This is a genomic window from Micromonospora sp. NPDC049044, from assembly GCF_040649215.1.
Classification (GTDB): domain Bacteria; phylum Actinomycetota; class Actinomycetes; order Mycobacteriales; family Micromonosporaceae; genus Micromonospora.
In genome coordinates, this window is sequence record NZ_JBEZFA010000043.1 from 19,433 (window position 1) to 41,869 (window position 22,437).

Annotated in this window: 19 protein-coding genes; 11 read left to right on the top strand and 8 right to left on the bottom strand. The window is 69.8% G+C overall.

Annotation, left to right across the window (positions count from 1 at the left end; genetic code table 11):
* Positions 1–34 precede the first annotated feature (34 nt).
* Entirely contained in the window at positions 35–1,174 is a 1,140-nt protein-coding gene (locus AB0B85_RS27920; RefSeq protein ID WP_357411939.1) for a substrate-binding domain-containing protein, read from the bottom strand.
* 359 nt (positions 1,175–1,533) lie between these two features.
* On the opposite strand from AB0B85_RS27920, the gene AB0B85_RS27925 reads away from it, so the two are divergent.
* The 7 genes from AB0B85_RS27925 (at position 1,534) to iolB (ending at position 9,572) form a co-directional block, all read left to right on the top strand.
* Positions 1,534–3,579: a DUF2264 domain-containing protein gene (locus AB0B85_RS27925; protein WP_357411940.1), complete on the top strand. Its 2,046-nt coding sequence runs from the start codon at positions 1,534–1,536 to the stop codon at positions 3,577–3,579.
* Positions 3,576–4,877 (top strand): extracellular solute-binding protein, encoded by a 1,302-nt coding sequence (locus AB0B85_RS27930; RefSeq protein ID WP_357411941.1) that lies wholly within the window; start codon positions 3,576–3,578, stop codon positions 4,875–4,877. Before AB0B85_RS27925 ends, AB0B85_RS27930 begins: the two co-directional genes overlap by 4 nt.
* A 116-nt stretch (positions 4,878–4,993) precedes the next feature.
* Complete coding sequence (locus tag AB0B85_RS27935) at positions 4,994–5,857, top strand: sugar ABC transporter permease (RefSeq protein ID WP_357411942.1); 864 nt, start codon at positions 4,994–4,996, stop codon at positions 5,855–5,857.
* Positions 5,857–6,753, top strand: coding sequence for a carbohydrate ABC transporter permease (locus AB0B85_RS27940; protein ID WP_357411943.1), 897 nt, complete (start codon positions 5,857–5,859; stop codon positions 6,751–6,753). Before AB0B85_RS27935 ends, AB0B85_RS27940 begins: the two co-directional genes overlap by 1 nt.
* A 5-nt stretch (positions 6,754–6,758) precedes the next feature.
* Positions 6,759–7,436 carry a hypothetical protein gene (locus tag AB0B85_RS27945; RefSeq protein WP_357411944.1) on the top strand — a complete coding sequence of 226 codons (678 nt, stop codon included), beginning with the start codon at positions 6,759–6,761 and terminating at the stop codon, positions 7,434–7,436.
* 83 nt (positions 7,437–7,519) lie between these two features.
* Positions 7,520–8,704: a glycoside hydrolase family 88 protein gene (locus AB0B85_RS27950; RefSeq protein WP_357411945.1), complete on the top strand. Its 1,185-nt coding sequence runs from the start codon at positions 7,520–7,522 to the stop codon at positions 8,702–8,704.
* 43 nt (positions 8,705–8,747) lie between these two features.
* Entirely contained in the window at positions 8,748–9,572 is an 825-nt protein-coding gene (gene iolB / locus AB0B85_RS27955) for a 5-deoxy-glucuronate isomerase (RefSeq protein ID WP_357411946.1), read from the top strand.
* Between the two features lie 25 nt (positions 9,573–9,597).
* Here the strand turns inward: iolB and AB0B85_RS27960 are convergent, their stop codons facing one another.
* A complete protein-coding gene (locus AB0B85_RS27960) occupies positions 9,598–10,833 on the bottom strand; it encodes a low temperature requirement protein A (protein WP_357411947.1) in 1,236 nt (411 codons plus the stop codon).
* Between the two features lie 181 nt (positions 10,834–11,014).
* The gene (locus AB0B85_RS27965; protein WP_357411948.1) at positions 11,015–15,049 is read right to left on the bottom strand and encodes a hypothetical protein; all 4,035 of its coding nucleotides are present in this window, start codon (positions 15,047–15,049) and stop codon (positions 11,015–11,017) included.
* A gap of 186 nt (positions 15,050–15,235) precedes the next feature.
* On the opposite strand from AB0B85_RS27965, the gene AB0B85_RS27970 reads away from it, so the two are divergent.
* Positions 15,236–15,970: a hypothetical protein gene (locus AB0B85_RS27970; protein ID WP_357411949.1), complete on the top strand. Its 735-nt coding sequence runs from the start codon at positions 15,236–15,238 to the stop codon at positions 15,968–15,970.
* 99 nt (positions 15,971–16,069) lie between these two features.
* On the opposite strand, the gene AB0B85_RS27975 is transcribed toward AB0B85_RS27970, so the two are convergent.
* Positions 16,070–16,351, bottom strand: a complete 282-nt coding sequence (locus AB0B85_RS27975; protein ID WP_357411950.1) for a hypothetical protein — start codon at positions 16,349–16,351, stop codon at positions 16,070–16,072.
* 373 nt (positions 16,352–16,724) lie between these two features.
* Here AB0B85_RS27975 and AB0B85_RS27980 point away from each other — a divergent pair, with 373 nt between their 5' ends.
* Together AB0B85_RS27980 and AB0B85_RS27985 are read left to right on the top strand one after the other, a co-directional pair.
* The gene (locus AB0B85_RS27980) at positions 16,725–18,029 is read left to right on the top strand and encodes a hypothetical protein (protein ID WP_357411951.1); all 1,305 of its coding nucleotides are present in this window, start codon (positions 16,725–16,727) and stop codon (positions 18,027–18,029) included.
* An 86-nt stretch (positions 18,030–18,115) separates the two neighbouring features.
* The gene (locus AB0B85_RS27985) at positions 18,116–18,622 is read left to right on the top strand and encodes a GNAT family N-acetyltransferase (protein WP_357411952.1); all 507 of its coding nucleotides are present in this window, start codon (positions 18,116–18,118) and stop codon (positions 18,620–18,622) included.
* Positions 18,623–18,771: 149 nt separating this feature from the next.
* Here AB0B85_RS27985 and AB0B85_RS27990 read toward each other — a convergent pair whose 3' ends face one another.
* The 3 genes from AB0B85_RS27990 to AB0B85_RS28000 form a co-directional block, all read right to left on the bottom strand.
* Positions 18,772–19,359: a hypothetical protein gene (locus AB0B85_RS27990; protein WP_357411953.1), complete on the bottom strand. Its 588-nt coding sequence runs from the start codon at positions 19,357–19,359 to the stop codon at positions 18,772–18,774.
* A 235-nt stretch (positions 19,360–19,594) separates the two neighbouring features.
* Positions 19,595–20,467 (bottom strand): PhzF family phenazine biosynthesis protein, encoded by an 873-nt coding sequence (locus AB0B85_RS27995; protein WP_357411954.1) that lies wholly within the window; start codon positions 20,465–20,467, stop codon positions 19,595–19,597.
* Entirely contained in the window at positions 20,464–20,772 is a 309-nt protein-coding gene (locus AB0B85_RS28000) for a helix-turn-helix domain-containing protein (RefSeq protein ID WP_357411955.1), read from the bottom strand. The genes AB0B85_RS27995 and AB0B85_RS28000 overlap by 4 nt, the downstream gene beginning before the upstream one ends.
* 318 nt (positions 20,773–21,090) lie before the next feature.
* On the opposite strand from AB0B85_RS28000, the gene AB0B85_RS28005 reads away from it, so the two are divergent.
* On the top strand, positions 21,091–21,804 hold the full coding sequence (locus tag AB0B85_RS28005) for an HAD-IA family hydrolase (RefSeq protein WP_357411956.1): 714 nt from the start codon (positions 21,091–21,093) through the stop codon (positions 21,802–21,804).
* 35 nt (positions 21,805–21,839) lie between these two features.
* On the opposite strand, the gene AB0B85_RS28010 is transcribed toward AB0B85_RS28005, so the two are convergent.
* A complete protein-coding gene (locus AB0B85_RS28010; protein ID WP_357411957.1) occupies positions 21,840–22,409 on the bottom strand; it encodes a hypothetical protein in 570 nt (189 codons plus the stop codon).
* Between the last annotated feature and the right edge of the window lie 28 nt (positions 22,410–22,437).

Genomic DNA, 22,437 nt, shown 5'->3' on the forward strand with positions numbered 1-22,437 from the left:
GGTGGTCCCCCGGGTGACCGGGAAGGAAGACCCCCTACGCGGGCGGTGGCGCGGTCGACTCCCGGATCCGCAGCGACGGGCTGATGACAATCCGGTGGGTGGGGCGGTCGGGGTCGACGAGCCGGTCGGCCACGAGACGCACGGCGGCCCGTCCGATCGAGCGTCGCGGCGGTCGGACCGCGGTCAGCGGCGGGCTGAAGAGCCCGGCGACCTCGTCGTCGTAGGCGACGATGGAGAGGTCGCCGGGAACGGAGAGATGCCGTTCCTCGCAGTGCTGCACCAACGCGATGGCCTCGGCGTCGGCGTGCACCAGCAGCGCCGTCGTCGCGGTCGCCCGACACCGGTCGAGGACGTCGTTGAGTACGGTGTCCCGCTCCGGTGAGCGCGCGTCGGGCACCACTGCCAGCACCGTCGCGTCCGGGTCGAGGCCACACTCGGCAGCGGCGTCGAGCCAGCCACGCCGTACGTGCTGGCTGGTGGGGCTGTTGGCGTCGAGCACCAGACCGACCTTGCGGTGTCCGAGTGAGGTGAGGTGGCGTACCGCCATGGCCGCGCCGAGCGCGTGGTCGGTGACCACCGATTCCATTACCGCGCGGTGGCTGCCCACCGTGGCGGTACGTTCCAACAGGACGACGGGGACGCCGACCTGGTCGAGCCAATCGATGGTGCGCGCGGCGCTCGAGGCGGCCATGCTCGGCGCGATGATGAGCGCGTCGACGCCGATCCGCTCCACCAGGCGGGCCAGTTGCGGCTGGTCGTCCTCGCTGTCGTAGGAGGAGCCGCGCAGCACCACGCGCATGTCGAGCTCGCGCGCGGCAGCCTCGACGCCGCGAGCCACGTCCGGCCAGTAGTAGTCCAACGAGGGCACGAGCATGCCGAGGGTCCGCCCGACGAGCGGGTCCAGGCCGATGCCCGGCGCCTCGTCCACGGCCGGGGCGTCGTCCGGCAGGATCAGGGCGACCCCACCGTGGACGCGGCGTACCAACCCCTCGGCGGCCAGCTCCGCGATGTCGCGCCGAATGGTGACCGGCGCGGCGCCCAGCACGTGAGACAGGTCGGAGATGCGCATCGAACCGTCCCGCTGCAGGGCTGCCAACAGTTGTTGGCGGCGGGCGACCTGAAGCGGCCCTCGGGAGCCCTCCGCCATGGCGACGACGGGGCTGTCCTGTGTCATGCGGGACCTCCGGGGAACGCTTCGTGCGGCGGCGCGAGCGCCGGTGCCGAGACTCTCGCCCGGTTACGGCACCAGGCCGAGGCCAGCGGGCCTGCGAGGCGGTCTGCGACAGCCATGGCTCCTCGGACCGATAGCGCGACTATGAACGATTGTGATCGTATCAGATCGCTTTGCGCGTGAGGGCAACAGCGTGAGCGCTCCTGATCGGACCTGTCCACATCGGCTTGCGAAGGGCATTGACTTGCTCTGTTGTGAGCGTTTTACTTCGGAAACCCTGCGGATGTCTGTACGTCACATTCCTGGGCCATGCCCCGCTCGCCCCAACGCCACGGAGACGGCTCGATGCGACAGGACCTCGGATGACGTTCGGGACGGCCGGCTGGCCGGCACCGGGAACGGACCCGGCGGCCGCCGCCGCGACCTGGCACCGGGATGACTGGTTGGCCCTCGCCGACCGGATGCTCGCCGCCGCCCGGCCGTTCGCGTCACCCGGCCACGCCCTGATCAGCTTCCCCGGTCCGGAGGGCGGCTACGGGCGGGCCGTCGATGGCCTGGAGGGCTTCGCTCGCACCTTCCTGCTCGCCGGTTTCCGCATCGCGGGCGCCCGGGGAGTGGGCGTCGACGAGCTCGTGGACCGGTACGCGGCCGGCGTCGCCGCCGGTACCGACCCGAGCTCTCCGGACCGCTGGGTGCGCTTGGACGAGCACCCCCAGGCGAAGGTGGAGGCCGCCTCCATCGCGCTGGTTCTGGACCTGACCCGCCCGTGGATCTGGGACCGGATGCCGTCCGCGGTGCGGGAGCGGGTGGTCGACTACCTACGCCCGGCGGTCGGCGACGACACGTACCCACGGATCAACTGGGTCTGGTTCCGGCTTGTCGTCCAGACGTTCCTGCGTTCGGTGGGCGGGCCGCACTCGCTCGACGAGATGGCCGAGGACCTGCGCACGCACGACGGCTTCGCCCGCGCGGACGGCTGGATGTCCGACGGGTCGCACCGCGCCTACGACCACTATGTGGGCTGGGCCCTGCACCTGTACCCGACGCTGTGGGCGCGAATGGCCGGCGCCGCCGACCTGGCCGAGCAACGCCACGAACGGGACCTCGCCGGCCTCGACCGCTTCCTGACCGACGCGGTGGCGCTCGTGGGAGCCGACGGATCACCGTTGATCCAGGGGCGAAGCCTGATCTACCGCTTCGCCGCGGCGGCGCCGTTCTGGGTCGGTGCCATCGCCGGCGTGCCCTCGGTCAGCCTCGGCCAGTTGCGTCGCGCGGCCACCGGGATCGTGCGCCACTTCGTCGCCAACGGCGCCTTTGACGAACGCGGCCTGCTCACCCTCGGCTGGCACCGGCAGTGGCCCCGACTGGCGCAGTCGTACTCCGGGCCGGGCTCGCCGTACTGGGCCAGCAAGGGCCTGCTCGGCATCGCGCTACCCGCCGACCATCCGGTCTGGACGACTCCCGAGGAGCCGCTGCCGGTCGAGGAGCGGGACACCCTGCGGGCGATTCACGCGCCCGGCTGGCTGGTCTCCGGCACCCGTGCCGACGGGGTCGTCCGCGTCGTCAACCACGGCACCGACCACGCCGTCGAGGGTGCCACCGGCGGAGATTCCCCGCTCTACGCCCGGCTGGGCTACTCCACCGCTACCAGCCCCGTCCTCGACGACAGCGGCTGGGACGCTCCGCTCGATCAGTCCGTCACTCTCATCGACGACGCGGGTCGGGTCACCCACCGCGCCGGCATGCGCCTGCTGGGTGTGCACGTCGACAGCGACGGCGTGGGGGTGGCCGGGTCACGTGCCCTCGCCCACTGGGTCGACCCCGATCCGGGTCAGCGCGATCACGGCGGCGGCCGTCCGGGTCAGTCCCGACCGGCCGGGCACGTCACTGTGTACTCGCTGGTCCGCGGCCCCTGGGAACTCCGGCTGACCCGCGTCGACGACCTCGCCGACGGCGTCGAGGCGGCTGCGCTGCGGCTACGGATCGGCGGATGGGCCGTTGCCGGGGACGCGACGGCGACAGTGCACGACCGGGTGGCGACAGTGACCGGGGCCGGCCTGACCAGCAGGCTCGAAAGTGTTAACGGCGACGGAACGGCAGGTGCCACAACCGTCGCGCCCGGCGGGCCGCTGGCCGGCGGGCTGGTCGTGCCCTGGCTGGACCACCCCGTCCGGCCCGGCGCGTGGTCCGCCGCCCTCCTCGAGCTGTCCACAGTGCCGGCCGCCACCACCGGGCGGGCCTGCCAGGTCGTGGCCGACGAGGGCACCGACGGCCTCCACCTCGCAATCGACTGGCCCGACGGGATCAGCACGTCGACCCGGTTGGACACGGAGCATGCCGGGCCCACCGGGTGCCCTGGTAGCAGTGCGGGCCTGTCCGGGCCCCCAACCCAAAGGAGAAAGGGATGAAGCGTGCGATACCGGCCGTCATCAGCGCTGCGACGGCCCTGACGCTTGTTCTCACCGGCTGCGGCGGCGGAGACGAGCCAGTCGACCCCAATGCCCCGGTGACGATCACCCTGGCCGGCTGGAGTCTCGCGTCCACGCCCGAGTTCAAGACGCTCGCCGACGGCTTCAAGGCGACCCACCCGAACGTGACGGTGGAGCTCAAGGAGTACGCCCCGGGCAACGACTACGACACCCAGATGATCACGGACCTGGCCGCGGGCACCGCCCCGGACGTCTACGTCATGAAGAACCTCAAGAACTTCTACACGTACCAGAGCGGTGGTCAACTGCTCGACGTCTCCGACGCCGCCTCCGGTCTCAACTCGCCCGCGCTGGCGTCGTACCAGGTCGACGGCAAGGCGTACGCGGTGCCGTACCGGCAGGACTCGTGGGTGCTGTTCTACAACAAGGACCTGTTCGCGAAGGCGAAGGTGGCACCGCCGGACGGCAGTTGGACCTGGGACGACTACACCGACGCGGCGAAGCGACTGCAGACCGGGCTGAAGGCGGCCGGTTCGAACGCGACAGGCGCGTACCAGCACACCTTCCAGTCGACAGTGCAGGGCTTCGCGCTCGCCCAGACCCCCAACGCGGACCTGCTCTCCGGGGACTTCGGCTACCTGAAGCCGTACTACGAGCGGTCACTCGACCTGCAGGCGGCCGGCGCGCAGCCGACCTTCGGCACCGCGAAGACCAACAAACTCACCTACCAGGCGCAGTTCGGCAAGCAGCAGTCGGCGATGCTGCTGATGGGCACCTGGTACGTGGCCACGCTGCTCAACCAGCGGCAGAGCGGCGACGCCGACACGTTCCAGTGGGGGATCGCCCCGGCGCCGCAGTTCGACAAGTCCACCACCGGCGCCTCCGCCACACCTGTCACCTTCGGCGACCCGACCGGCCTGGGGATCAACCCGAAGATCAACAAGTCCAAGGCCGCCGCGGCCAAGGACTTCCTCAAGTACGCGGCCGGCCCGGAGGCCGGCAAGGCGCTGGCCGGGATCGGCATCACCCCGGCCCAGGTCACCGACGCGGTCACCGCGTCGCTGTTCGGGCTGGACGGCGTACCGCAGGACGACCTGTCGAAGTTCGCCTTCGCCAAGCACACCGTCAAGCCGGAGAACCCGGTGTCGAAGCACACCGCCGGTCTGCAGAACCTCCTCAACGAGACGCACTCGGCGATCCTCTCCGACAGCAAGGGCGTCGACGCGGAGCTGAGCAAGGCGCAGTCCCGCGCCAAGAACGAAGTCCTCAACCAGTGAGCTGATGGCGGGCCCGGCGCGCCTGAGCCGCACGCCGGTCCCGCCCCCAGGCCGAACGCTTCCGGAGACTCCCTATGGCAACATTGCCGCGCACGAGACCCAGGAACCGGCGGCTGGTGTCGCGCAACACGGTCGCCGGCTGGTCGTTCATCCTCCCCAACTTCCTCGGCTTCGTCGGGCTCACCCTGCTACCCGTCGTCGTGCTGTTCTACGTGGCGTTCACCAACTGGAACGTCTTCGGGGTGGCCGAGTGGACCGGCACCGCCAACTTTCGGCGGATGTGGGACGACGCGAGCTTCTGGACCGCACTGCGGAACACCGTCTACTACGCCGTCTTTCACATCCCGTTGACCCTCGCGGCAGCACTCGGGCTGGCGCTGCTGCTCAACCGCAAACTGCGCGGCGTGCGGTTCTTCCGTACCATCGCCTTCTTCCCCTACATCACCTCGATCGTGGCGATCGCGGTCGTCTGGAACCAGCTTTTCAGCCCGGAGTACGGCCCGATCAACGCTCTCCTCGGCGCCGTCGGGGTGGACAACCCGCCGGGCTGGACCGCGTCGGCGACCTGGTCGATGCCGGCGGTCATCATCGTCGGCACCTGGCGGTACATGGGCTACTACATGCTGCTGTTCCTGGCCGGCCTACAGACCATCCCGGCCCAGCTCTACGAGGCGGCCGAGACCGACGGCGCCTCACCGTGGCAGCGGTTCGTGCACGTGACCCTGCCCGGCCTGCGGCACACCACGTTCTTCGTCACGGTGCTGCTCACCATCGAGAGTTTCAAGGTCTTCGACCTCATCCTCGTGATGACCGGCGGCGGACCGGGCCAGTCGACACTTGTGCTCTCGCAGTACATCTTCCAGAAGGGCTTCGAGGAGAACCAGTTCGGTTACGCCTCGGCGGTCTCCATCGTCCTGTTCGCCATCTGCTTCGGCATCACGGTCATCCAGTTCATGGTCAACAAGCGGAGGAACAGCTGATGACCGCGACCGACCTCTCCACGCCCGTCCCGGCCGTCGTCGCGCCCGGCAAACACGGAACCTCCGCCCGACGTGTCAGGTCCCGGGGCGGGCGGCTCCTCGGGTACGCCGCTCTCGTGCTCGCGGCGGCCGGGCTGCTGCTGCCGTTCTTCTGGATGGTGGTGGCGTCGTTGAAGACCAACAACGACGTCTTCACCATCCCGATCACCTGGCTCCCCGATCCCGTGGTGTGGCGTAACTACGTCGACATCTGGCAGCGCTCGGACATGACGACGTGGTTGGGTAACACCCTGCTGCTGTCGGTGATCGTCACCTTCCTACAGGTGTTCACCGGCAGCTTCGCGGCCTACGGCTTCGCCCGGGTCCGCTTCCCCGGCCGTAACGCGCTCTTCCTGGCGTACGTCGGGACGATCGCGGTGCCCTGGCAGTCGTACATGATCCCGCAGTTCATCCTCATGTCGAAGCTGCACCTGTCGAACACGCTGTGGTCGATCGTCGCGATCCAGGCGTTCGGCGCGGTTGGCGTGTTCCTGATGAAGCAGTTCTACGAGACGATCCCCGAGGAACTCAGCGAAGCGGCGCGGGTCGACGGGCTCAGCGAGTACGGCATCTACCGACGGATCATCCTGCCGTTGTCCCGGCCGGCGCTCGCCAGCCTGGCCCTGCTGATGTTCACGACCACCTGGAACGACTACCTCGGCCCACTGATCTACCTGCGCAGTCCGGAGCTGCGCACCATCCAGTTGGGGCTGAACACCTTCATCTCCCAGTACAACGCCGAGTACGCGCTGATCATGACCGGCTCGGTGCTGTCCGTGCTGCCCGTCGCCGTCATCTTCCTCCTGGGCCAGCGCTACTTCATCGAGGGCGTCGCCTCGACCGGACTGAAGGGTTGAGGTCCATGCGTTCGCGTCACCACACCATGACCGCCGTCTTCGACGGGATCTACGTCGCGCTTGTCACCAACCTGCTGCTGGTGCTCGGGTGTCTGCCGCTGGTGATGCTCGCGTTCACCACCGACGCGGCGCGGTCCTGGCCGCTCTACGCGCTCACCGCTCCGCTCTGCGCGCCGGGGCTCTGCGCGGCCTTCGCGGTCATGTCCGCCTACTCCGCCGGTGACTCCGGCGACGTGCTGCGCACCTACGGCCGCGCCTGGCGCGCCACTGCCCGGCCGGCGCTGCTCTGGACGGCGGGGGCCATGGCCGCCCTGGTCGTGCTCGCCGTCGACGCCCGCGCCGCGTGGGGACACCGGGTCGGGGCACTCGCCCTGCCGGTGCTGGCGACCCTGATCGTCCTCACCGTCGCGACCACACTGCTCGGGTTGGTGGCCGTCGCCGAACGACCCACCGCGCGGCTGCGGGACGTGGCCCGCACCTGCGTGTATCTGGCGGTGCGCCGGTGGTACCTCACCACCGTCTCGTTGCTCGCGCTCGCTCTGCTCGCCCAACTCCTGGCGGCCCGCCCCGCGCTCGCGCTCGGCCTCGCCGCCGCGCCGCTGCTCTACGTCGTCTGGGCCAACAGCCGCTTCACCCTGCGCGCCGCCCTCGACCCACCGGAGACCGCCCCCCAACCCACCTGAACCCCACGTTCCGGCCACCGAGCCGGGACGCCGACGACACACTGCCCGGCACCGGACCGGACCCACGAGGGAGAACAGCATCCATGACGGCGACCGACGTCCGTCCCAGCTCCGACGCAGAGGCCACGGCGGCGGCGGTGACCGCAGCGATACGTACCGTCGACGCGAACATCGCCACCTTCGGCGACCGGTACCCCGCGGACACCACCGACGCCGACCGCTACCCACTCCGGCCACCGAACGCCGGCCAACCCGAGGGAGGCAACGTCGGCTGGACCACAAGCTTCTGGCCCGGCATGCTCTGGCTGGCGCACGACCTGACCCGCGACGACCGGCACCTGCGGGCCGCACTGTCGCACGTGGACAGCTTCGCGGCCCGGGTGGCCGACGGGGTCGACCTGGACACCCACGACCTCGGGTTCCTCTACACCCTCGCCTGCGTCACCCCGGCCCGTCGTACCGGCGACCCGCGGGCCCGCGCCGCGGCTCTCGCCGCCGCCGACCACCTGATGACGCGCGTGCTCGAACCCGCCGGAATCATCCAGGCCTGGGGCGACCTCAACGACCCTCGCCAACGCGGCCGCACGATCATCGACAGCCTGATGAACACGCCGCTGCTCTTCTGGGCCAGCCAGAGCACCGGCGACGACCGCTACGCCGCCGCGGCCCGCCGGCACACCGCTCAACTGCGCCAGCACATCCTGCGCCCGGACGGCACCACCTTCCACACCTTCTACTGGGACCCGGACAGCGGGGTGCCACTGCGGGGCGAGACCGAACAGGGCCACGCCGACCATTCCTGCTGGGCCCGCGGGCAGGCGTGGGGCATCTACGGGTTCAGCCTCAACCACCGGCACATCGGCGATCCCGCGTTGCTCACCGCCGCGAGCGCCTGCGCCGACCGTTTCCTCGCCCACCTGCCCACCGACCGCGTCGCGTACTGGGACCTGGTATTCGGCGACGGCAGCGGCCAGGAGCGGGACAGCTCGGCCGCGGCCATAGCCGTCTGCGGCCTCCTCGAACTCGCCGACGGCCTCACCGACCCGACCAGCGCCGGCCGGTACCGGACCGCCGCCGCCGAGATCCTGCGCTCGCTCATCGACAACTACTCCACCGGCGGCCAGCCGGGCTCGAACGCGCTGATCCGCCACGGCGTCTACGACAAACCCAAGGGCATCGGCGTCGACGAGGGCACCCTGTGGGGCGACTACTTCTACCTGGAAGCCCTCACCCGCGTCACGATCCCTGGTTGGACCAGCCCCTGGTGATCCGCGACCGACCCGCACAACCCGCGTCTCCCGAAAGGTGACCATGGACTACCGCTACCACTGCTCCATCCCCGCCGAAGTCGGCCGGAACACGCTGCCCGTCAATCCCTGTCAGCTGTTGGACTTCACCCTGCTGCGGCTGTCGGCCGGCGACTCCTGGACCGGCGAGTCCGGTGACCGGGAGATCCTGGCCGTCGTCCTCGGTGGCACCGCCAGCTTCACCGTCGCCGGCCACCACTTCCCGCACGTCGGCCAACGGCCGGACGTGTTCTCCGGCAAACCGCACTCCGTCTACCTCCCGGCCGGCTCCCCGATCACCATCAAGGCCGTCACCGACGTGGAGGTCGCCCTCCCCAGCGCCCCCAGCGACCTGGCCACCGACCCCTATGTCATCGCGCCGGAGCAGGTCGCCAGCGGCCGCTGGGGAGCGGCGAACTTCGGCCGCACCTACCACCAGATCCTCACCGAGGTCGCCCAACCGGACCTGCCCGCCCGCCGGCTCATCGTCGGCGAGACCTACACGCCCTCGGGCAACTGGAGCACCTACCCGCCACACCGGCACCGGGTCGACGACCTGCCCGCCGAGGCGGCACACGAGGAGATGTACTACTACCGCGTCAACCCGGCGGACGGGTTCGGCATCAGCCGGGTCTACACCGACGAGGGCTACGAGGAGAACGTCACCATCCGCGAGCACGTGATGCAGATGATGCCCGAGGGCTACCACACAGTGGTCAGCGCACCGGGTTACACCACCTACTTCCTGTGGTTCCTGGCCGGCACCCAACGCACCCAGGGCGCCCGCGAGGACGCCACCCTCGCCTGGGTGGGCCAGACCGTACCGGTGCTGCGCAGCCTGGGCCTGTAGCGGCGGGTCCGTTACGGCGTGCTGGTCACGCCTCGGAGTCGCGAACGTCGGTTGCCTCCCGCCCGATCGGCGAGGAGGCAACCTCCGGCGGTTGTCCCCAACCCCGCAGCGCGTCGAGTACCGCGACCAGGGCCAGCGCCCCGGCCACCACGCTCAGCCCGACCATCGGCGCCCAGCGGGCCAGCACCGGCGTGCACAGCAGCAGGACCACCACCCCGATGAGACGGGTACGGGAGACCCGGCCGAAGATCTCGTACTCCAGCCGCATCCGGACGACGAGGAAGAGCACCGGACCGCCCACCACGAACAACAGCCAACTGGGCCGCGGCTGCCCGAACGGATCGTCGATCACCAGCTCGTAGCCGACCGACGTGCCGAGCACGCTGAGCACGATCAACAGGTGCGTCCGCTCCAACACCGCGCCCAGCCGGCCGGGCATTGCCGCCCGATCCAACGCGTCGGGCAGCAGCAGACCGGCGCGGTGGAAGTAGATCCGCCAGAGCAGCGCGCTGGTGGCGAACGTGACGGCGAAGGCCGCTGCCCGCTCGGCGGAGTAGTCCCGACCGCTGAAGACCACGCCGATGACCAGGATCGACTCACCGAGCGCGATGAGGAACATCTGCTGGTACCGGTCACCGAGATGCGTGCCCGCGATCCGCCAGCGACCCACCTGCGAGGCCCCGAGCCACGGCAACGGCCAGCCCAGGGCCCAGGCGAGGTAGTCGATGGCGAGGGCGGCGACCCACAACGTCAGGCGCAGTCGGTCCGGACCCAGCGCGCCGGCCAGCCACAGCGGCGCGCTCGCCGACGCCCACACCACAAGCCGGATCGGCACGAGCCGTCGCGGGTGGCCATGCAGCGCGGCGGCGACCACAAGCGGCCGCACCACCATCACCATCAGGTACGCGGCAGTGAACGGCAGCGCCCGCTCCTCCATGGCGCGGGGCAGCGTCACCGCCATGACCAGGCCGGCGAACATGGTGCCGACCACGACGGCCTGGATGAGCGGCTGCTCTGGTTCGTAGCGACTGGTGATCCAGACGGTGTGCGACCAGATCAGCCACAGTGCCAGAAAGAGCAGCAGGGTACGTCCGAACCCGATGGCGAGCGCCCATCCGGTGTCATCGCTCACGCCGGCGAATCGTTGCGAGACCCGCGTGAGGGCCACCACGAAGGCCAGATCGAAGAACAGCTCCAGGAAGGTCGCGCGACCCGAACTGTCCGGAGGACGCAGCAAACCGACGCTCCGCCCCGCCGCCATCGTTGGCCTCCGTCCACCCCTTGCTGCATCAACGAGGCGGAAGCCGGCGGAGTTGCGTCAGCGTTGATCCCGCCGTTCGGCGCCGGTCCGACCACTGCGGGTCCGTGGCCACTGCCAGACCACCGTGCCCGCCGACGAGCGCGCACCACTGGCCGCCCGTGCTGACGGTCAGCACACGGCGCTACTCGCGTAGCCAGCGGTGGATCTGCTGCGCCACGACCGGCGGGCAGTCGGGCCGACGCGCCAGGGTCAGCGCCCGGTGTCCCGGCACCACCCGTTCATACACGGCGACCGCCTCCGCGATCGCGAGCTTGGTGCCCGCACCGGCGGCGGGCCACAGCCGCTCCTCCAGCCACGCTCCGAACGTGGGGTCGTTGCTCAACATGTTCCGCAGAACCTTGGCCATCACGCGGCTGATGCTGGTGCCCAGGTCGTGGCTGTCCCAGCCACACGCGACGCGGCGGACGAGGTCGGCCGCCTCGCCGCTCGGCAACCGACGCGGGCCCAACGGCCCGATCGTCTCCGCCCACCGGCTGAAGTCCGATGCCATCTCGGCCTTCTCTCGCACCGAGAGCACGGCTCCGTCACCGAGGCGCGCGCTGATGGCCAGGACCGGCTCGGACATCTTTCGCACGACGCGCCGGATCAGCGACACGTCGAGCGGCCGCACATTGTCGAGCCGGATGACGAGCTCCACCAGCCGGGACGCCAACTGACTGTCCTCGCGGGCATCGATCGCCGTTTCCAGGCGGTCCGCGGCGGCGGTGGCGACCTCCTCAAGAGTGCCGTCCGCGAACAGGGAGTCCGGCGTGATCACCGGATCCGCCAGGAGGGTGGCGGTCTGTCGTGCCGCCTCGGTGTGCCGGGACGCGAGGAGGTGGCGAACCCAGGTGAACAGCTCCGGCGTGAGCGCCTCGCCAGCGCCGCGGATCGTCGACCCGACGGTATTCATGCCGGCGGTGGCGGCGGCCGGGCTGGGACCGTCGAGCAGCGCCCGGCTCAGCCACTCCCGGGCCACCTCGTCGACACGACAGATCCGCCCTTCGAACTTGGCTCTGCGCTGGGTCGCTCGCTTGCCGGTGGCCGGCAGCGCCGCGCGGAACCAGGACCGCTGCCGCTCGAGGAAGTGCGCTGGCGCGACGTTCAGCCAGGTGTCAAGCGCACTCGTCCGGGCGATCTGCCAGGGCGCGCTGTTCTGTGGTGCGCTCGCCTCGACCGTGTCGACGCCGACGAACGTGCGCAACAACTGCTCGTGCAGCCCGGGCTCCGCACCCGCCAACTTGATGAGCGCCGGCCAGATCCGCCGCCGGTCCAACCCCTCGATCCGGGCGAGCGATGCGATCACCGCCTGACGCTCGGCGGACGACAGTCCGTCCGCGAGGTGGTTGGAGAGCGTGGCCGCTGAGCCGAACCCCGCCCGACCCAGGTCTACGGGCAGGGCGCAGAGGATGGCAAGGACCTCCTCCGGCCAGTCGTCGGCGGCGAACTTGGCGGCGTTCACCCATCGGTCGCGGAATGCCACGTCGGCGCTCGACAGCGTGGTGGCGAACAGGTCGCGCCGGATCTCCGGATCCTGGGCGAAGATGCGAACCAGCCGGACCTGCGCGGCGTCCCACCGTTCGGCAAGGTCGGCCTCGATGACATCGCGCCAGCTGGACCAGCCCAGGCGCACCCGGACCGCGCCGCTCTCCCAGCAGCGCCTGAGCAGTTCGACAGGCTCATCCGCAGCCATGTCAGGCGGGCACGGCTGAGAGAACATGGAGATCGCGAAGGCTTCCGACATCGCCTCGTCCGCCGCCAGCGTCGCACGCAGGATCAGTCGCTGGGCGCACACCCCCAGGTCGGGATAGTGCTGCTGGAGAAACCGCAGGGCATCTTCGTCCGGGGCGAGGCAGAGCGGGCGGGCGAGATGTTCGGGCAGGCCGAGCCACACGTCGACAGGCAGTTCGGCCCGGCGCTTGCGCACCAGGTCGAGGGCCCAGGCCAGCCGGTGCACACGGAGGCGGCCAGGCGCCTTGGCCAGCAGGACGCCGACGGTCCGGGCCGCCTCGGTCACCCCGCCGCGGTCGGTGTCCTCAAGCAACGGCACGACGACCTCCAGGGCCGTCTCGGCACACGAGTCGTGCGCGTCGGCCAGCAGCGGCGCGAGGGAGTGCAGCAGGTACGGGTTCTCGTCGTGAACGGATCGGGCGACCTCCGCGATCAGGTCGGCCGATCGGCGGCTCAGGGCCGAGAGCAGGTGGATCTGGGCGCCTTCTGTCGTGCGGAGCGGGACCGCCTGGCGCAGATCCCGGTACCGGTCGTCGCTTGACCCCAGCAGCATGAGGTGTCGCGCCACCGGCCAGAAGTGCGAATGTGGATCATTCAGGGCAGTGCGCAGCTCGGCCAGCTGGTCGACGTCCGCCTCGATGGCCAGCAACCGCGCGACGGCGAACTCCGCGTAGGTCTGGTGGAAGAACTCGTAGCGGCCCGCGTGCCGGCGTATCACCCCTTCACTCACGAGAGCGCGCATACCGGTGCGAGACTCCGCGTCGGCCACCGCCGCGGTCAGTGCCAGTCGGGCGGAGCTCTGCGCCCGGATCATCGCCGCCAGTTCGAGGGCGTCGGCCTGCTGGGCCCGGCTGCGGGAGGTGACCCGGCCGTCCCGGTCCCGCGCGACGCGCGTGTCCCAGTACGACTCGTACAGGCCGGTGATCGTCAGATCAGCGGGGACGGTCCCGGTCGAGCTGTACAGGTCGCACGCGAGCGCGAGCCGCAGCGGTACGGCACACACGTTCTGCACTGTCGCCGAGCGCACGGCGTCGGAGAGGGACTCGATGAAGCGTTCGGTCTCCACCTCCCCGCGGGCCAGCTCGGCCATGAACTGCGATGCCCAGCGGAGGATCTCCGCCACGTCCAGTTTGGGCATCAGCAGACTGACGCCCCGGTGTGATCCGAGACGCAGCGCTTCGTTCGCGGACGTGAAGAGTTCGCGAAACTCCTGCTCCCGGCAGGTGAGGAAGAGCTGGGCGTGGTCGGCGGTGTCCCCGAGCACCGCAGCGATGGCTCGCACGGTGTCCTCGGTGCTGACGACGTCGAGCGTGTCCACGAGCAGGAAGACGGATCCGTACGCGGCCCGCAGGTCCGCAATCCAGCTACGGAGCCCTCGCTCGGGTTGCGGCAACGCCGCGGCCCTGGCGAAAGCGACGTCGACGCTGTCCTCGGTGGCCAGATCCGCAGACTGCGATACCGCGTTGCAGGGGACGATGACCACGGCCGGCCCGCTGCTCGATTCACCGGCCACCAGCGCCTCCGCGAGCTGCGCCAGCAGGACGCTCTTGCCGGAACCCCCCTCGCCCACGAGACAACTGATCCGGCCCGGCACGGCGGCGGCATCGATGCTGTCCGAAATGAGATCGAGGCGACTGATGGCGGGCAATGCGAAGACACTCACCGTTTTCAGCGCGTCGACGTAGAACCGCGGCGGTGGTGGCGGCGGACGGGCGGTATCCCCGAGGATGGCTCCGACGAACCGCCTGACCTGTCCGTACACGACAGAATCGCGGCTCAACGGCTTGCAGATATCGCCATGGTTCGCGTCGATGGGAATGGGCTTGACGCCCGCGAGGCCGGGATTCGCGGACGAGGCGGTGACGACCCGGACGCGCCAGGTCGGGTGCGCCTCGACGAACACCAGGTTGCGGATCCGCACCTCGTCGACCCAGTCCCGATAGTCGTCGCTCAGGTGGCGCAGGTAGACGACCTCCCGCTGCAGGTCCTTCACGGCGTCTGTCGATCGGTACAGCAGGCCGAGCGATTCGACGAATGTCGCGATGCTGGATCCGTCGTGCGGGGTGGCCAGGAACACCACACCGCGCGTCGCCGGCGCGAAGTCACGGAACTCGGTGCGCCCCTTCGCGGAGTGCATGAGGATCTCCTTCACCAGGAGGCCACCCATGCTGTGCGTCACGAAGCACAGCGGCCGGTCGCCGATGCCTCTGTTCTGCAACTGCGCCATCACCTCGACGGCCCGGTCCTGAATTGGCATCGAACGACCGCGGTATTCGCTCGACCAGGCGTCGTAGTCGACTGTCCAGACCGCGACCCGGTTGAAGTCCACGGCCAACCAGAACGGCCAGAACGAATCGCGATCCGCGTGGGACCAGGTAAGGCGGGCATCGCCGTCAAGTCCGTGGATGAAGACGACGTCAAGGACCGCATCGTCGGGATTGCTCACCGGGTGGACGTCAGTCAACTCAGACCCCCGTCAGCAGGACACATCCGTGACGTCACGACTGTAGCAACCCGCCATCGACCATCTCGATCTCGCCGAAACGACGCGGCCTGGACGGCTTTCGCTACCGAGCTCCCGATGTCGCAGGGACCGTTGATTCCGTGGACCACCTGCGGCACCATGACCGCGATGAGTGAGCGCCTCGACTGGGTAGACCGCTACGCAGCCGGCGAAGAGGACTGGGTGTGGCACGAGTTGCGGCAGCTCGGCAGCCGCGTCCGTGAGCCGGCCTTCGCCGTGCAGGCGCAGGCGGTGTGCGACGAGATGGCCCGCCGCGCCCGGAGCAACATCGAAACCATTGTCTCGCGGCTGCGCGAGCAGGGTTACCGCTTCCACCGCAACGACAACGACCGGACTCCGGAAGAGCCCTACACGCCACCCGACGCCGGGGCGCACGAGCACCTCTCCTGGCTGGAGCAGCATCTCGGCCCCCTGCCGATGGTGCTGTCGTCGTGGATACGGATCGTGGGTGACGTGTGGCTGGTCGGCACCCACCCGCGGTGGCCCAACTCGGCAGCGGCCGACCCGCTCGTGCTTGAGTTGGCGGGCTACCGCTACCCGAACAGCGACATCCGCAGATACTTCGCGGACGAGATCGAGGCATGGCAGGAAGACCAGGGCGGACCGTTCCTCCTGCCCGTCGCCCCCGACCAGTGCCACAAGGACAACGTCAGCGGGGGCGGTGCCTATGGCGTCGTCCTGCCGGACGCATCCGCCGACGCGTACTTCGTCGGCGAGGCCGGCATGCCCCTGGTCTCGTACCTGAACTGGGCCTTCCAGCACGGTGGCTTCCCCCGACCCACCGAGGACGAAGCGCAGTGGCAGGTCATCGACCAGCTGAGCGAGGGTCTTGTCCGCCTCTGACCGACGCCGGGGACAACCTCATCCGACCCACCGGCACCGGGTGCCGGTCCCGCACGACCGCCGGCCCCGGTGGCGACGGGCTCATCCCGGCGGTCGTGGTCAGAACGACCTCCGCACCGCCGCGAGACCGCACGCCGCCAGGAACATGACGGCGATCAGCCCGATCCGCATCCAGGGCACGTCCCGGCTCGGTCGTACCCCGATCGACACGGCCAGTGCCAGCTGGGCCAGCAGAACCAGGCAGATGACGACGCTGAGTGAACGGTAGGCGTTGCCGAACTCAGGCCAGAACACGTAGGTGCCGTAGAGAGTCGGAAATACCACCAGCAGGCTCAAGCCGATCAACGGGATGGCCAGCCTCCACCGCATGCTGGCGCTCACCGCCGCTCCTCCCGGCCCCCGCTGGTGGCACTGTCGAGAGTGCCCACCTCGACGGCCGGGGCAGCGCTCACTGATTCGACCGGCTCCACGCGGCGACCCTACCCTGGCGATCATCCGACACACCCTGCGCTCGCGCGCCGTACCAACGGCTTCGGCGCTCGCGACCGGAAGGCGCCTCCGGACGCCGGCTGACCAGCTCGCGGGTGTCGGCAGTGGTCGGTCGGGCCTGCGCCACACCGGCTGTCCCGGGCCTCCGACTGCCGGACGCGCCTCCTCCGATCTGGACATCATCGAGACGAGCGGGCCATGGTGAGGCCGGCGGTGCCGCCGATAGCGTGAGGCAAATCCGTGCCCGCGCCGCTAGGAGCAGACGTTGGACAACGACATTCAGCTGATCAGCGACGGCGATGGCCTGGCGGTCATCGGGCATCCGGCGGCTGTCGATCGTTTCCTCAGCACCGAGCGGCTGCCGTCGAAGGACCTCGGACTGCAGCGGCTCAGCTCCGCCCTCCGTACCGGGTCCACGATCGCCAAGGGCGGCTCGGAGATCGCCGAGCATTCCGGCCGCTGGGTCCAGTTGACAGCGGAGTCCGCCCAGGCGATGAAGAAGTACAAGCTGATGACCGGCTCGGAGAACGGTGTCAGCCGGGCCGTACTTACCGACCACGGCAAGATCAACGGACTGCTCGAAGTGGTTCGGACCCCCAGCGCGCTGCTGACCAACCCGGCGATCCTGACCGGCGCCGCCGGGCTCATGGCGCAACTCGCTATGCAACAGACCATGGACGAGATCACCGACTATCTCGCCGTGATCGACGCGAAGGTCGACGCCGTGCTCCGCGCCCAGACCGATGCCGTGGTGGCGGACATGATCGGGGCGGAACTCGTCATCGACGAGGCCCTCACGATCCGGCAGCAGGTGGGCCGCGTCTCCGAGATCACCTGGTCGAAGGTCCAGGCCGCGCCGGTGCAGCTGGCCCGGACCCAGGTGTACGCGTTGCGGCAGCTCGACGCCATCGCCGAGCGACTGGAGACCCAGACCAAGGTCGGTGACCTGGCCAAGACGTCCATGGCGGCCGAGATCAAGGTCCAGGAGTGGCTCGCCGTGCTGGCCCGCTGCTTCCAACTCCAGGACGCGGTCGCCGTGCTCGAACTCGACCGGGTGCTGGATGCGGCTCCGGGAGAGCTGGAGGAGCATCGCGTCGCCATCCGGGCCGCCCGGCGGAACCGCCTCGAACTCATCTCCCGCAGCACCGATCGTCTGATCGCCCGAATGGACGCGGCCGCCGGCACGGCCAATGCGAAGGTGCTGCTGAACCCGACCACCTCCCGAGCCGTGGTGCGTTCGGCGAATCACGTCGCGACCACTGTCGTCGACTTCCATACCCGGCTCGGCCTCGGACGCGATCGGCAGTCGTGGAACGCCAGGCGATGGCTGGACGCGGCAGTGGACGTGCGGGACAGAGTCCTCGACACGGGGACCGAGGTACGCGACAGGGTCCTCGACGCCGGCACCGAGGTGGGCGACAAGGTTCGGGAGACCGGGTCGGAGGGCGTCGGCGCCGCCGGTCGTCTCGGGGTGGCGGCCTTCGGCCGGGCCAGACGGATGATGGGCAAGGCCTCCGACGGGATCGCCGAGCGGGCGCAGCGTCAGCTGGGGAGCAGAGAGGAGTCCTGATCGACACCACGGGACCAGGCGAGCCGGGCCCGATTGCCGAACGTGCGCGTCTCTGGCGTACTCGAATGGATGGGTAGTCTGCCGGTATGGCAAAGGTCGTCACCTACCTGGAGATGCGTGACGTCAGGGACCTGCGACCGGGAAAGGTGGTGCCGGAGCTTCTCCTCCGCCGCGTCGACGGTGGCCTGCCGCTGGTGCGGGTCACAAATGCTCAGGTCGGAGCCCCCTACGGGTGGCGGAGTGCCTCCCGAACGGACGACGAGTGGCAGGAACTGCTGCGGTGTCATCCGCTGCGCCAGTACTGGTTCCTCACCCTGAACGACGAAGCCGTGGGGGTGGCGAATATGGAACCCCAGCGTGACGGCGACGTGGAGATCACCACCTTTGGGCTGTTGCCGGAGTACGTCGGCAAGGGTCTCGGTGGCCACGCACTGACGCTCACCATCCGGCAGGCCTGGGACACCGCGGCCGTGGGGTCTCCGGCGGTACGGCGGGTGTGGCTGCACACGTGCTCGTTCGACCACCCGAATGCGCTCCGCAACTATCAGCGACGCGGCCTGACCGTCTATCGCACCGAGGTCGAAGCCGAGTAGCAGTCGGTGTCACGCCCTGGCCGACCTGGTCCGGGAACGCTCGGCGCGCGGTGCCGCGGAGATGAAGCGGGTCATCGAGTCCCCGCCGGGGAGTGATCGCCCCGCGCTCCCCCGGCACCCAGCTCGACGGGCGCCAGCCAACAGGAGACCTACCGCGGCTCATCGCGGTGACGGCGGGCCTCGATGTCGCGCAGTACGTCGGGGTCCCACTGGCTGGCGTCCCAGTCCTGGCTCGTCGGCGTGGGCGACAGCGGCCACCCCGGGTCCTGCCCGGTGCCCGGCGAAGAGTGTCCGGCGCCGACCCGCTCGGCGTGGGCGATCAGCCGCCGGATCCGCGCCCGGCTGTGCAGCACGCCTCCGACGAGCGCGGCCCCGCCAAGGGTGCGCAGGGCCGCCTGCCCGAACAGGACGCCCGGGGCGGTTCGGTCGACCGCCAGCCACGCGACGGTGGCGCTGAGGACAAGGCAGAGGGGAAAGACGCGCGTGCCCCAGTGACGGCTGTACGAGCGGCCGAGCGCGCCGTGTGCCTCGGCAAGCTGGCGGGTACCACGACCCCAGATGAGCCCGCTGACAGCCAGGCCGATGATGGCGACGATCAGGAGCAGGTTGGCCAGGACGAAACCGATCGCCGCGCCGGTGCTGGCCTGGGCGGGTGTCCCGGCCTCATCGCCCGCGATGCTGCCGAGGACCGCCGCGACGATCGCGGCCAGGGCGAAGAGGGTGGCGAAACCGACCACGCACCAGGTGGCGACGTCCCAACCCGCTGTCCGGACCGCAGGTGGAGGCGCCGAGGACCGGCACGTGTGGCCTTGACCGGGATGGTCGAGTTCGGCTCCGCATTTCGTACAGTGCAAAGGGGTTCTCCTGAGCGGCACGGCCGGGACTTCGCTGAGTGCGTAGAGGATCATGCCCGGTCGGTGCCGATCCAGCGACCCCGTATTCCGCGACCGCCCGCCAACGTGCCCCCACCGGTCAGCAGGTCACGGAGACCGGAGCGATGGTGGCTGTTCCGCCGATGCTCGCGGAAATGCCGTCCGTGGTGGCGGTTGCGGTGGCGAAGACCAACGAGGGGCGTCCCGCGGCGTGCCCCTGCTCGACTTCGATGCTGCTGTGGCGGTGGGTCGCGTACAGGTGGGCCGCGAGGCATCCTGCGCTGTTGGCGTTGACGACGTCCTCGCCGACGCCGATCGCCGGTGCGAACATGCGCGCGGTGGCTGCGTCGCGGGTCGGGGACAGCGTGTAGACGAAGCAGCCGAGATAGCCGAGACGACGACACTCGGCTGCGAGTCGACGTAGGTCGGGCCGCATCGCGTGCAGGGTCGGCAGCGCCAGCACCGGTACGAGCAGCCGCGGTGTTCCCGGTGAGGCGACGCACGGAAGGTCGTCGGTGGCCAGGTCGTTCGGGCTGACGCCGAGGGCGGCGAGGATGCTGTCGAGTTCTGCGGCAGTGCAGCCCTGAAGCTCCACGGTGCCCTGGTCGAACCAGACCTCGATGCCGTCGTCGCGCTGGACGGCGGTGGTGTCGAAGGTGCGGCCACCGGTCCGCTGACGTGCCCGGTGTTCCTTGGCACCGCTGCGGCGTAACAGGACCGCCTGCGCGGCGATGGTGCCGTGCCCGCAGTTGGTCAGCTCCCCGTGCGCGGTGAAGAACCGCACCGTGGGCGTGATGCCCGCGTCGGGGTCGACGAACGCCGCGTGCGAGGTGCCGGCTCGCCGGACGATCGCCCGCCGAGCGCTGTCGCTGAGCGCGATGTCATCGATCAGCACGGCGGTAGGGCTGCCGCCTTCCCCGCGGCGAGTGCAGGCGTCGACGATCGTCACGTCGTGGCCGCTACTCCCGGTCATGTCGGTGTTTCCTCCTCGGTGGCCGGGTCGCCGTCGGCCAGGGCGCTGGCCCAGTCGTGCGACCACCGCACGAGGGGGCGCAGGGCTCGGTAGGCGCCCTGCCCGAACTGGGTGAGGGCATAGGCGGCGTCCGCCTCCTGCTCGACGAGGCGGGCCTCCACCAGCTCGGTCAGCCGCTGCCGCAGGACGCTTGACGACATGTTGTCGCAGCGTTGCTGCAGCGCGCGGAAGCCGAGTGCGCCGCGCTGCAACTCCCAGACGATGCGCAGGCTCCATCGACGTCCGAACAGGTCGAGTGCCGCCATCAAGGGGCGACCGGTGCTCGACCCGCGAACCGGTCTTCCCGGCGTGGGCGCTGCCACAGTCTCCTCCCGCTTCTCCCGGTGCTTCTATTTTCGATACAGTACCTCCGTGCCAGTGATTCGGTTTTCGAAGCGCAGGGAGGGTTGTCCGGCAGCCCTGACCTCCGGCCACGCCGCCGTCCTGGCCCCGGGGGCGCGGGGCGCGTGGCTCGGCACGCGTTTCCTGGCGACCACCGAAGCCTCCACCCGCCAACTGCGTCGGCACCGCCTCGTCGAGCAGGTGCGCCGCACTACCCAAACGGCAGACAGGGCTGCCTGACCATGACGTCCCTCGCTCGCATCAGCGGCGCTGCCGTGCTGTTCGACGTCGACGGCGTACTTGTCGACTCCTACGCCGCGTACCGTCGCATCTGGGACCGCTGGGCGCTGCACCGCAGCCTCGACCCGGTGATCGTCTGGGCGCACACCCACGGCCGTCGGCCGATCGACACCATCACGGTCGTCGCTCCACACCTCGACGCCGAAGCCGAATACCGACTGGTACGCGACTTCATGGCAGACGAGGGCGACGCCTTCCCGGTGTACGCCGACGCCCCGGCCACGCTGGAGATCGTCCGGGACCAGCCCTGGGGCGTGGTCACCTCCGGCCGAGCCCTCACCGTGCGGCAACGACTGCGAGCAGGTGGCCTGCCTGATCCCCCGGTCCTTGTGGACAGCACTCAGGTCACCCACGGAAAACCGGACCCGGAAGGCTACCTCCGGGCAGCCGACCTGCTGCGAACCTCGCCAGAGCGCTGCCTGGTCATCGAGGACGCCCCGGCCGGGATCGCAGCAGCTCGCGCGGCGGGCATGACGGTCATCGCACTGACCACCACTCACACCGCAGCCCAACTGGCCGACGCACACCACGTCACCGAGACCCTTGGCGACGCGATGCCAATCATCGGGAACTGGCTCGTCGTGCGCCAGGCCTCGTCACGTGGGCGCGCATCCAGCGAAGCGTCCGAGGCACGTAACCGACCTGCTGCGCGGTGAGGACGTCCGGGCCAGCGGCTGCGCCGAGGTGGGCGTCACTCATCAGCCGGCGGGTCCCACCAACGGCGCAGGTCGATATCGGGAACGTCCGGACTGGCGAAGAAGAACGGCACGCCGATGCTGTCCGCTACCGCCCGGCCTTTCTCGGAGGCTTCCGCGGCTTCCGGCCAGGGCGGAACCTCACCGGCGAACAAGCGGCGGTCGCTGCCGTGGCTGAACAACGCCAGCGGCTGCTCGTCGAAGCAGGGATGGTGGTGGCTTGGCCGACGCACAATCGCGTACAGCCTCACATGCCAGCCCTGGGTGTCCCCATCCCAGAGAGCTTCCACAGCGACAACCCGGTCCGTGATCGCCCGGACTGTCTCGACCAACTGCGGCACCTCGACCGACGGTCGTTCAGGTTCTACCCAACCCTCCGCGCGGAGCCACGCCAAGCGCTCAACCAGCAGGTCCTGGGCTTCGTACAGACCCGGTCGAGGATCAAGGCCGCCATCCACGCGCAACAGCCTGACGGCATGGATCAGCCGCTGCTGGCGTAGTTGCTCGTCGATCCGATCGAGCACCTGCGGAGACAGGAACGTCCACCACGAAACCTGCCCCTGCATCACCCCAGTATCGCCCACTGCCGTCCAG

Excerpts from the sequence above, each read along its gene's own strand:
- AB0B85_RS27920 (WP_357411939.1), bottom strand. The coding sequence starts at position 1,174 with ATGACACAGGACAGCCCCGTCGTCGCCATGGCGGAGGGCTCCCGAGGG.
- AB0B85_RS27925 (WP_357411940.1), top strand. The coding sequence starts at position 1,534 with ATGACGTTCGGGACGGCCGGCTGGCCGGCACCGGGAACGGACCCGGCG.
- AB0B85_RS27930 (WP_357411941.1), top strand. The coding sequence starts at position 3,576 with ATGAAGCGTGCGATACCGGCCGTCATCAGCGCTGCGACGGCCCTGACG.
- AB0B85_RS27940 (WP_357411943.1), top strand. The coding sequence starts at position 5,857 with ATGACCGCGACCGACCTCTCCACGCCCGTCCCGGCCGTCGTCGCGCCC.
- AB0B85_RS27945 (WP_357411944.1), top strand. The coding sequence starts at position 6,759 with ATGCGTTCGCGTCACCACACCATGACCGCCGTCTTCGACGGGATCTAC.
- AB0B85_RS27950 (WP_357411945.1), top strand. The coding sequence starts at position 7,520 with ATGACGGCGACCGACGTCCGTCCCAGCTCCGACGCAGAGGCCACGGCG.
- iolB (WP_357411946.1), top strand. The coding sequence starts at position 8,748 with ATGGACTACCGCTACCACTGCTCCATCCCCGCCGAAGTCGGCCGGAAC.
- AB0B85_RS27960 (WP_357411947.1), bottom strand. The coding sequence starts at position 10,833 with ATGGCGGCGGGGCGGAGCGTCGGTTTGCTGCGTCCTCCGGACAGTTCG.
- AB0B85_RS27970 (WP_357411949.1), top strand. The coding sequence starts at position 15,236 with ATGAGTGAGCGCCTCGACTGGGTAGACCGCTACGCAGCCGGCGAAGAG.
- AB0B85_RS27985 (WP_357411952.1), top strand. The coding sequence starts at position 18,116 with ATGGCAAAGGTCGTCACCTACCTGGAGATGCGTGACGTCAGGGACCTG.
- AB0B85_RS27995 (WP_357411954.1), bottom strand. The coding sequence starts at position 20,467 with ATGACCGGGAGTAGCGGCCACGACGTGACGATCGTCGACGCCTGCACT.
- AB0B85_RS28000 (WP_357411955.1), bottom strand. The coding sequence starts at position 20,772 with ATGGCGGCACTCGACCTGTTCGGACGTCGATGGAGCCTGCGCATCGTC.
- AB0B85_RS28005 (WP_357411956.1), top strand. The coding sequence starts at position 21,091 with ATGACGTCCCTCGCTCGCATCAGCGGCGCTGCCGTGCTGTTCGACGTC.
- AB0B85_RS28010 (WP_357411957.1), bottom strand. The coding sequence starts at position 22,409 with ATGCAGGGGCAGGTTTCGTGGTGGACGTTCCTGTCTCCGCAGGTGCTC.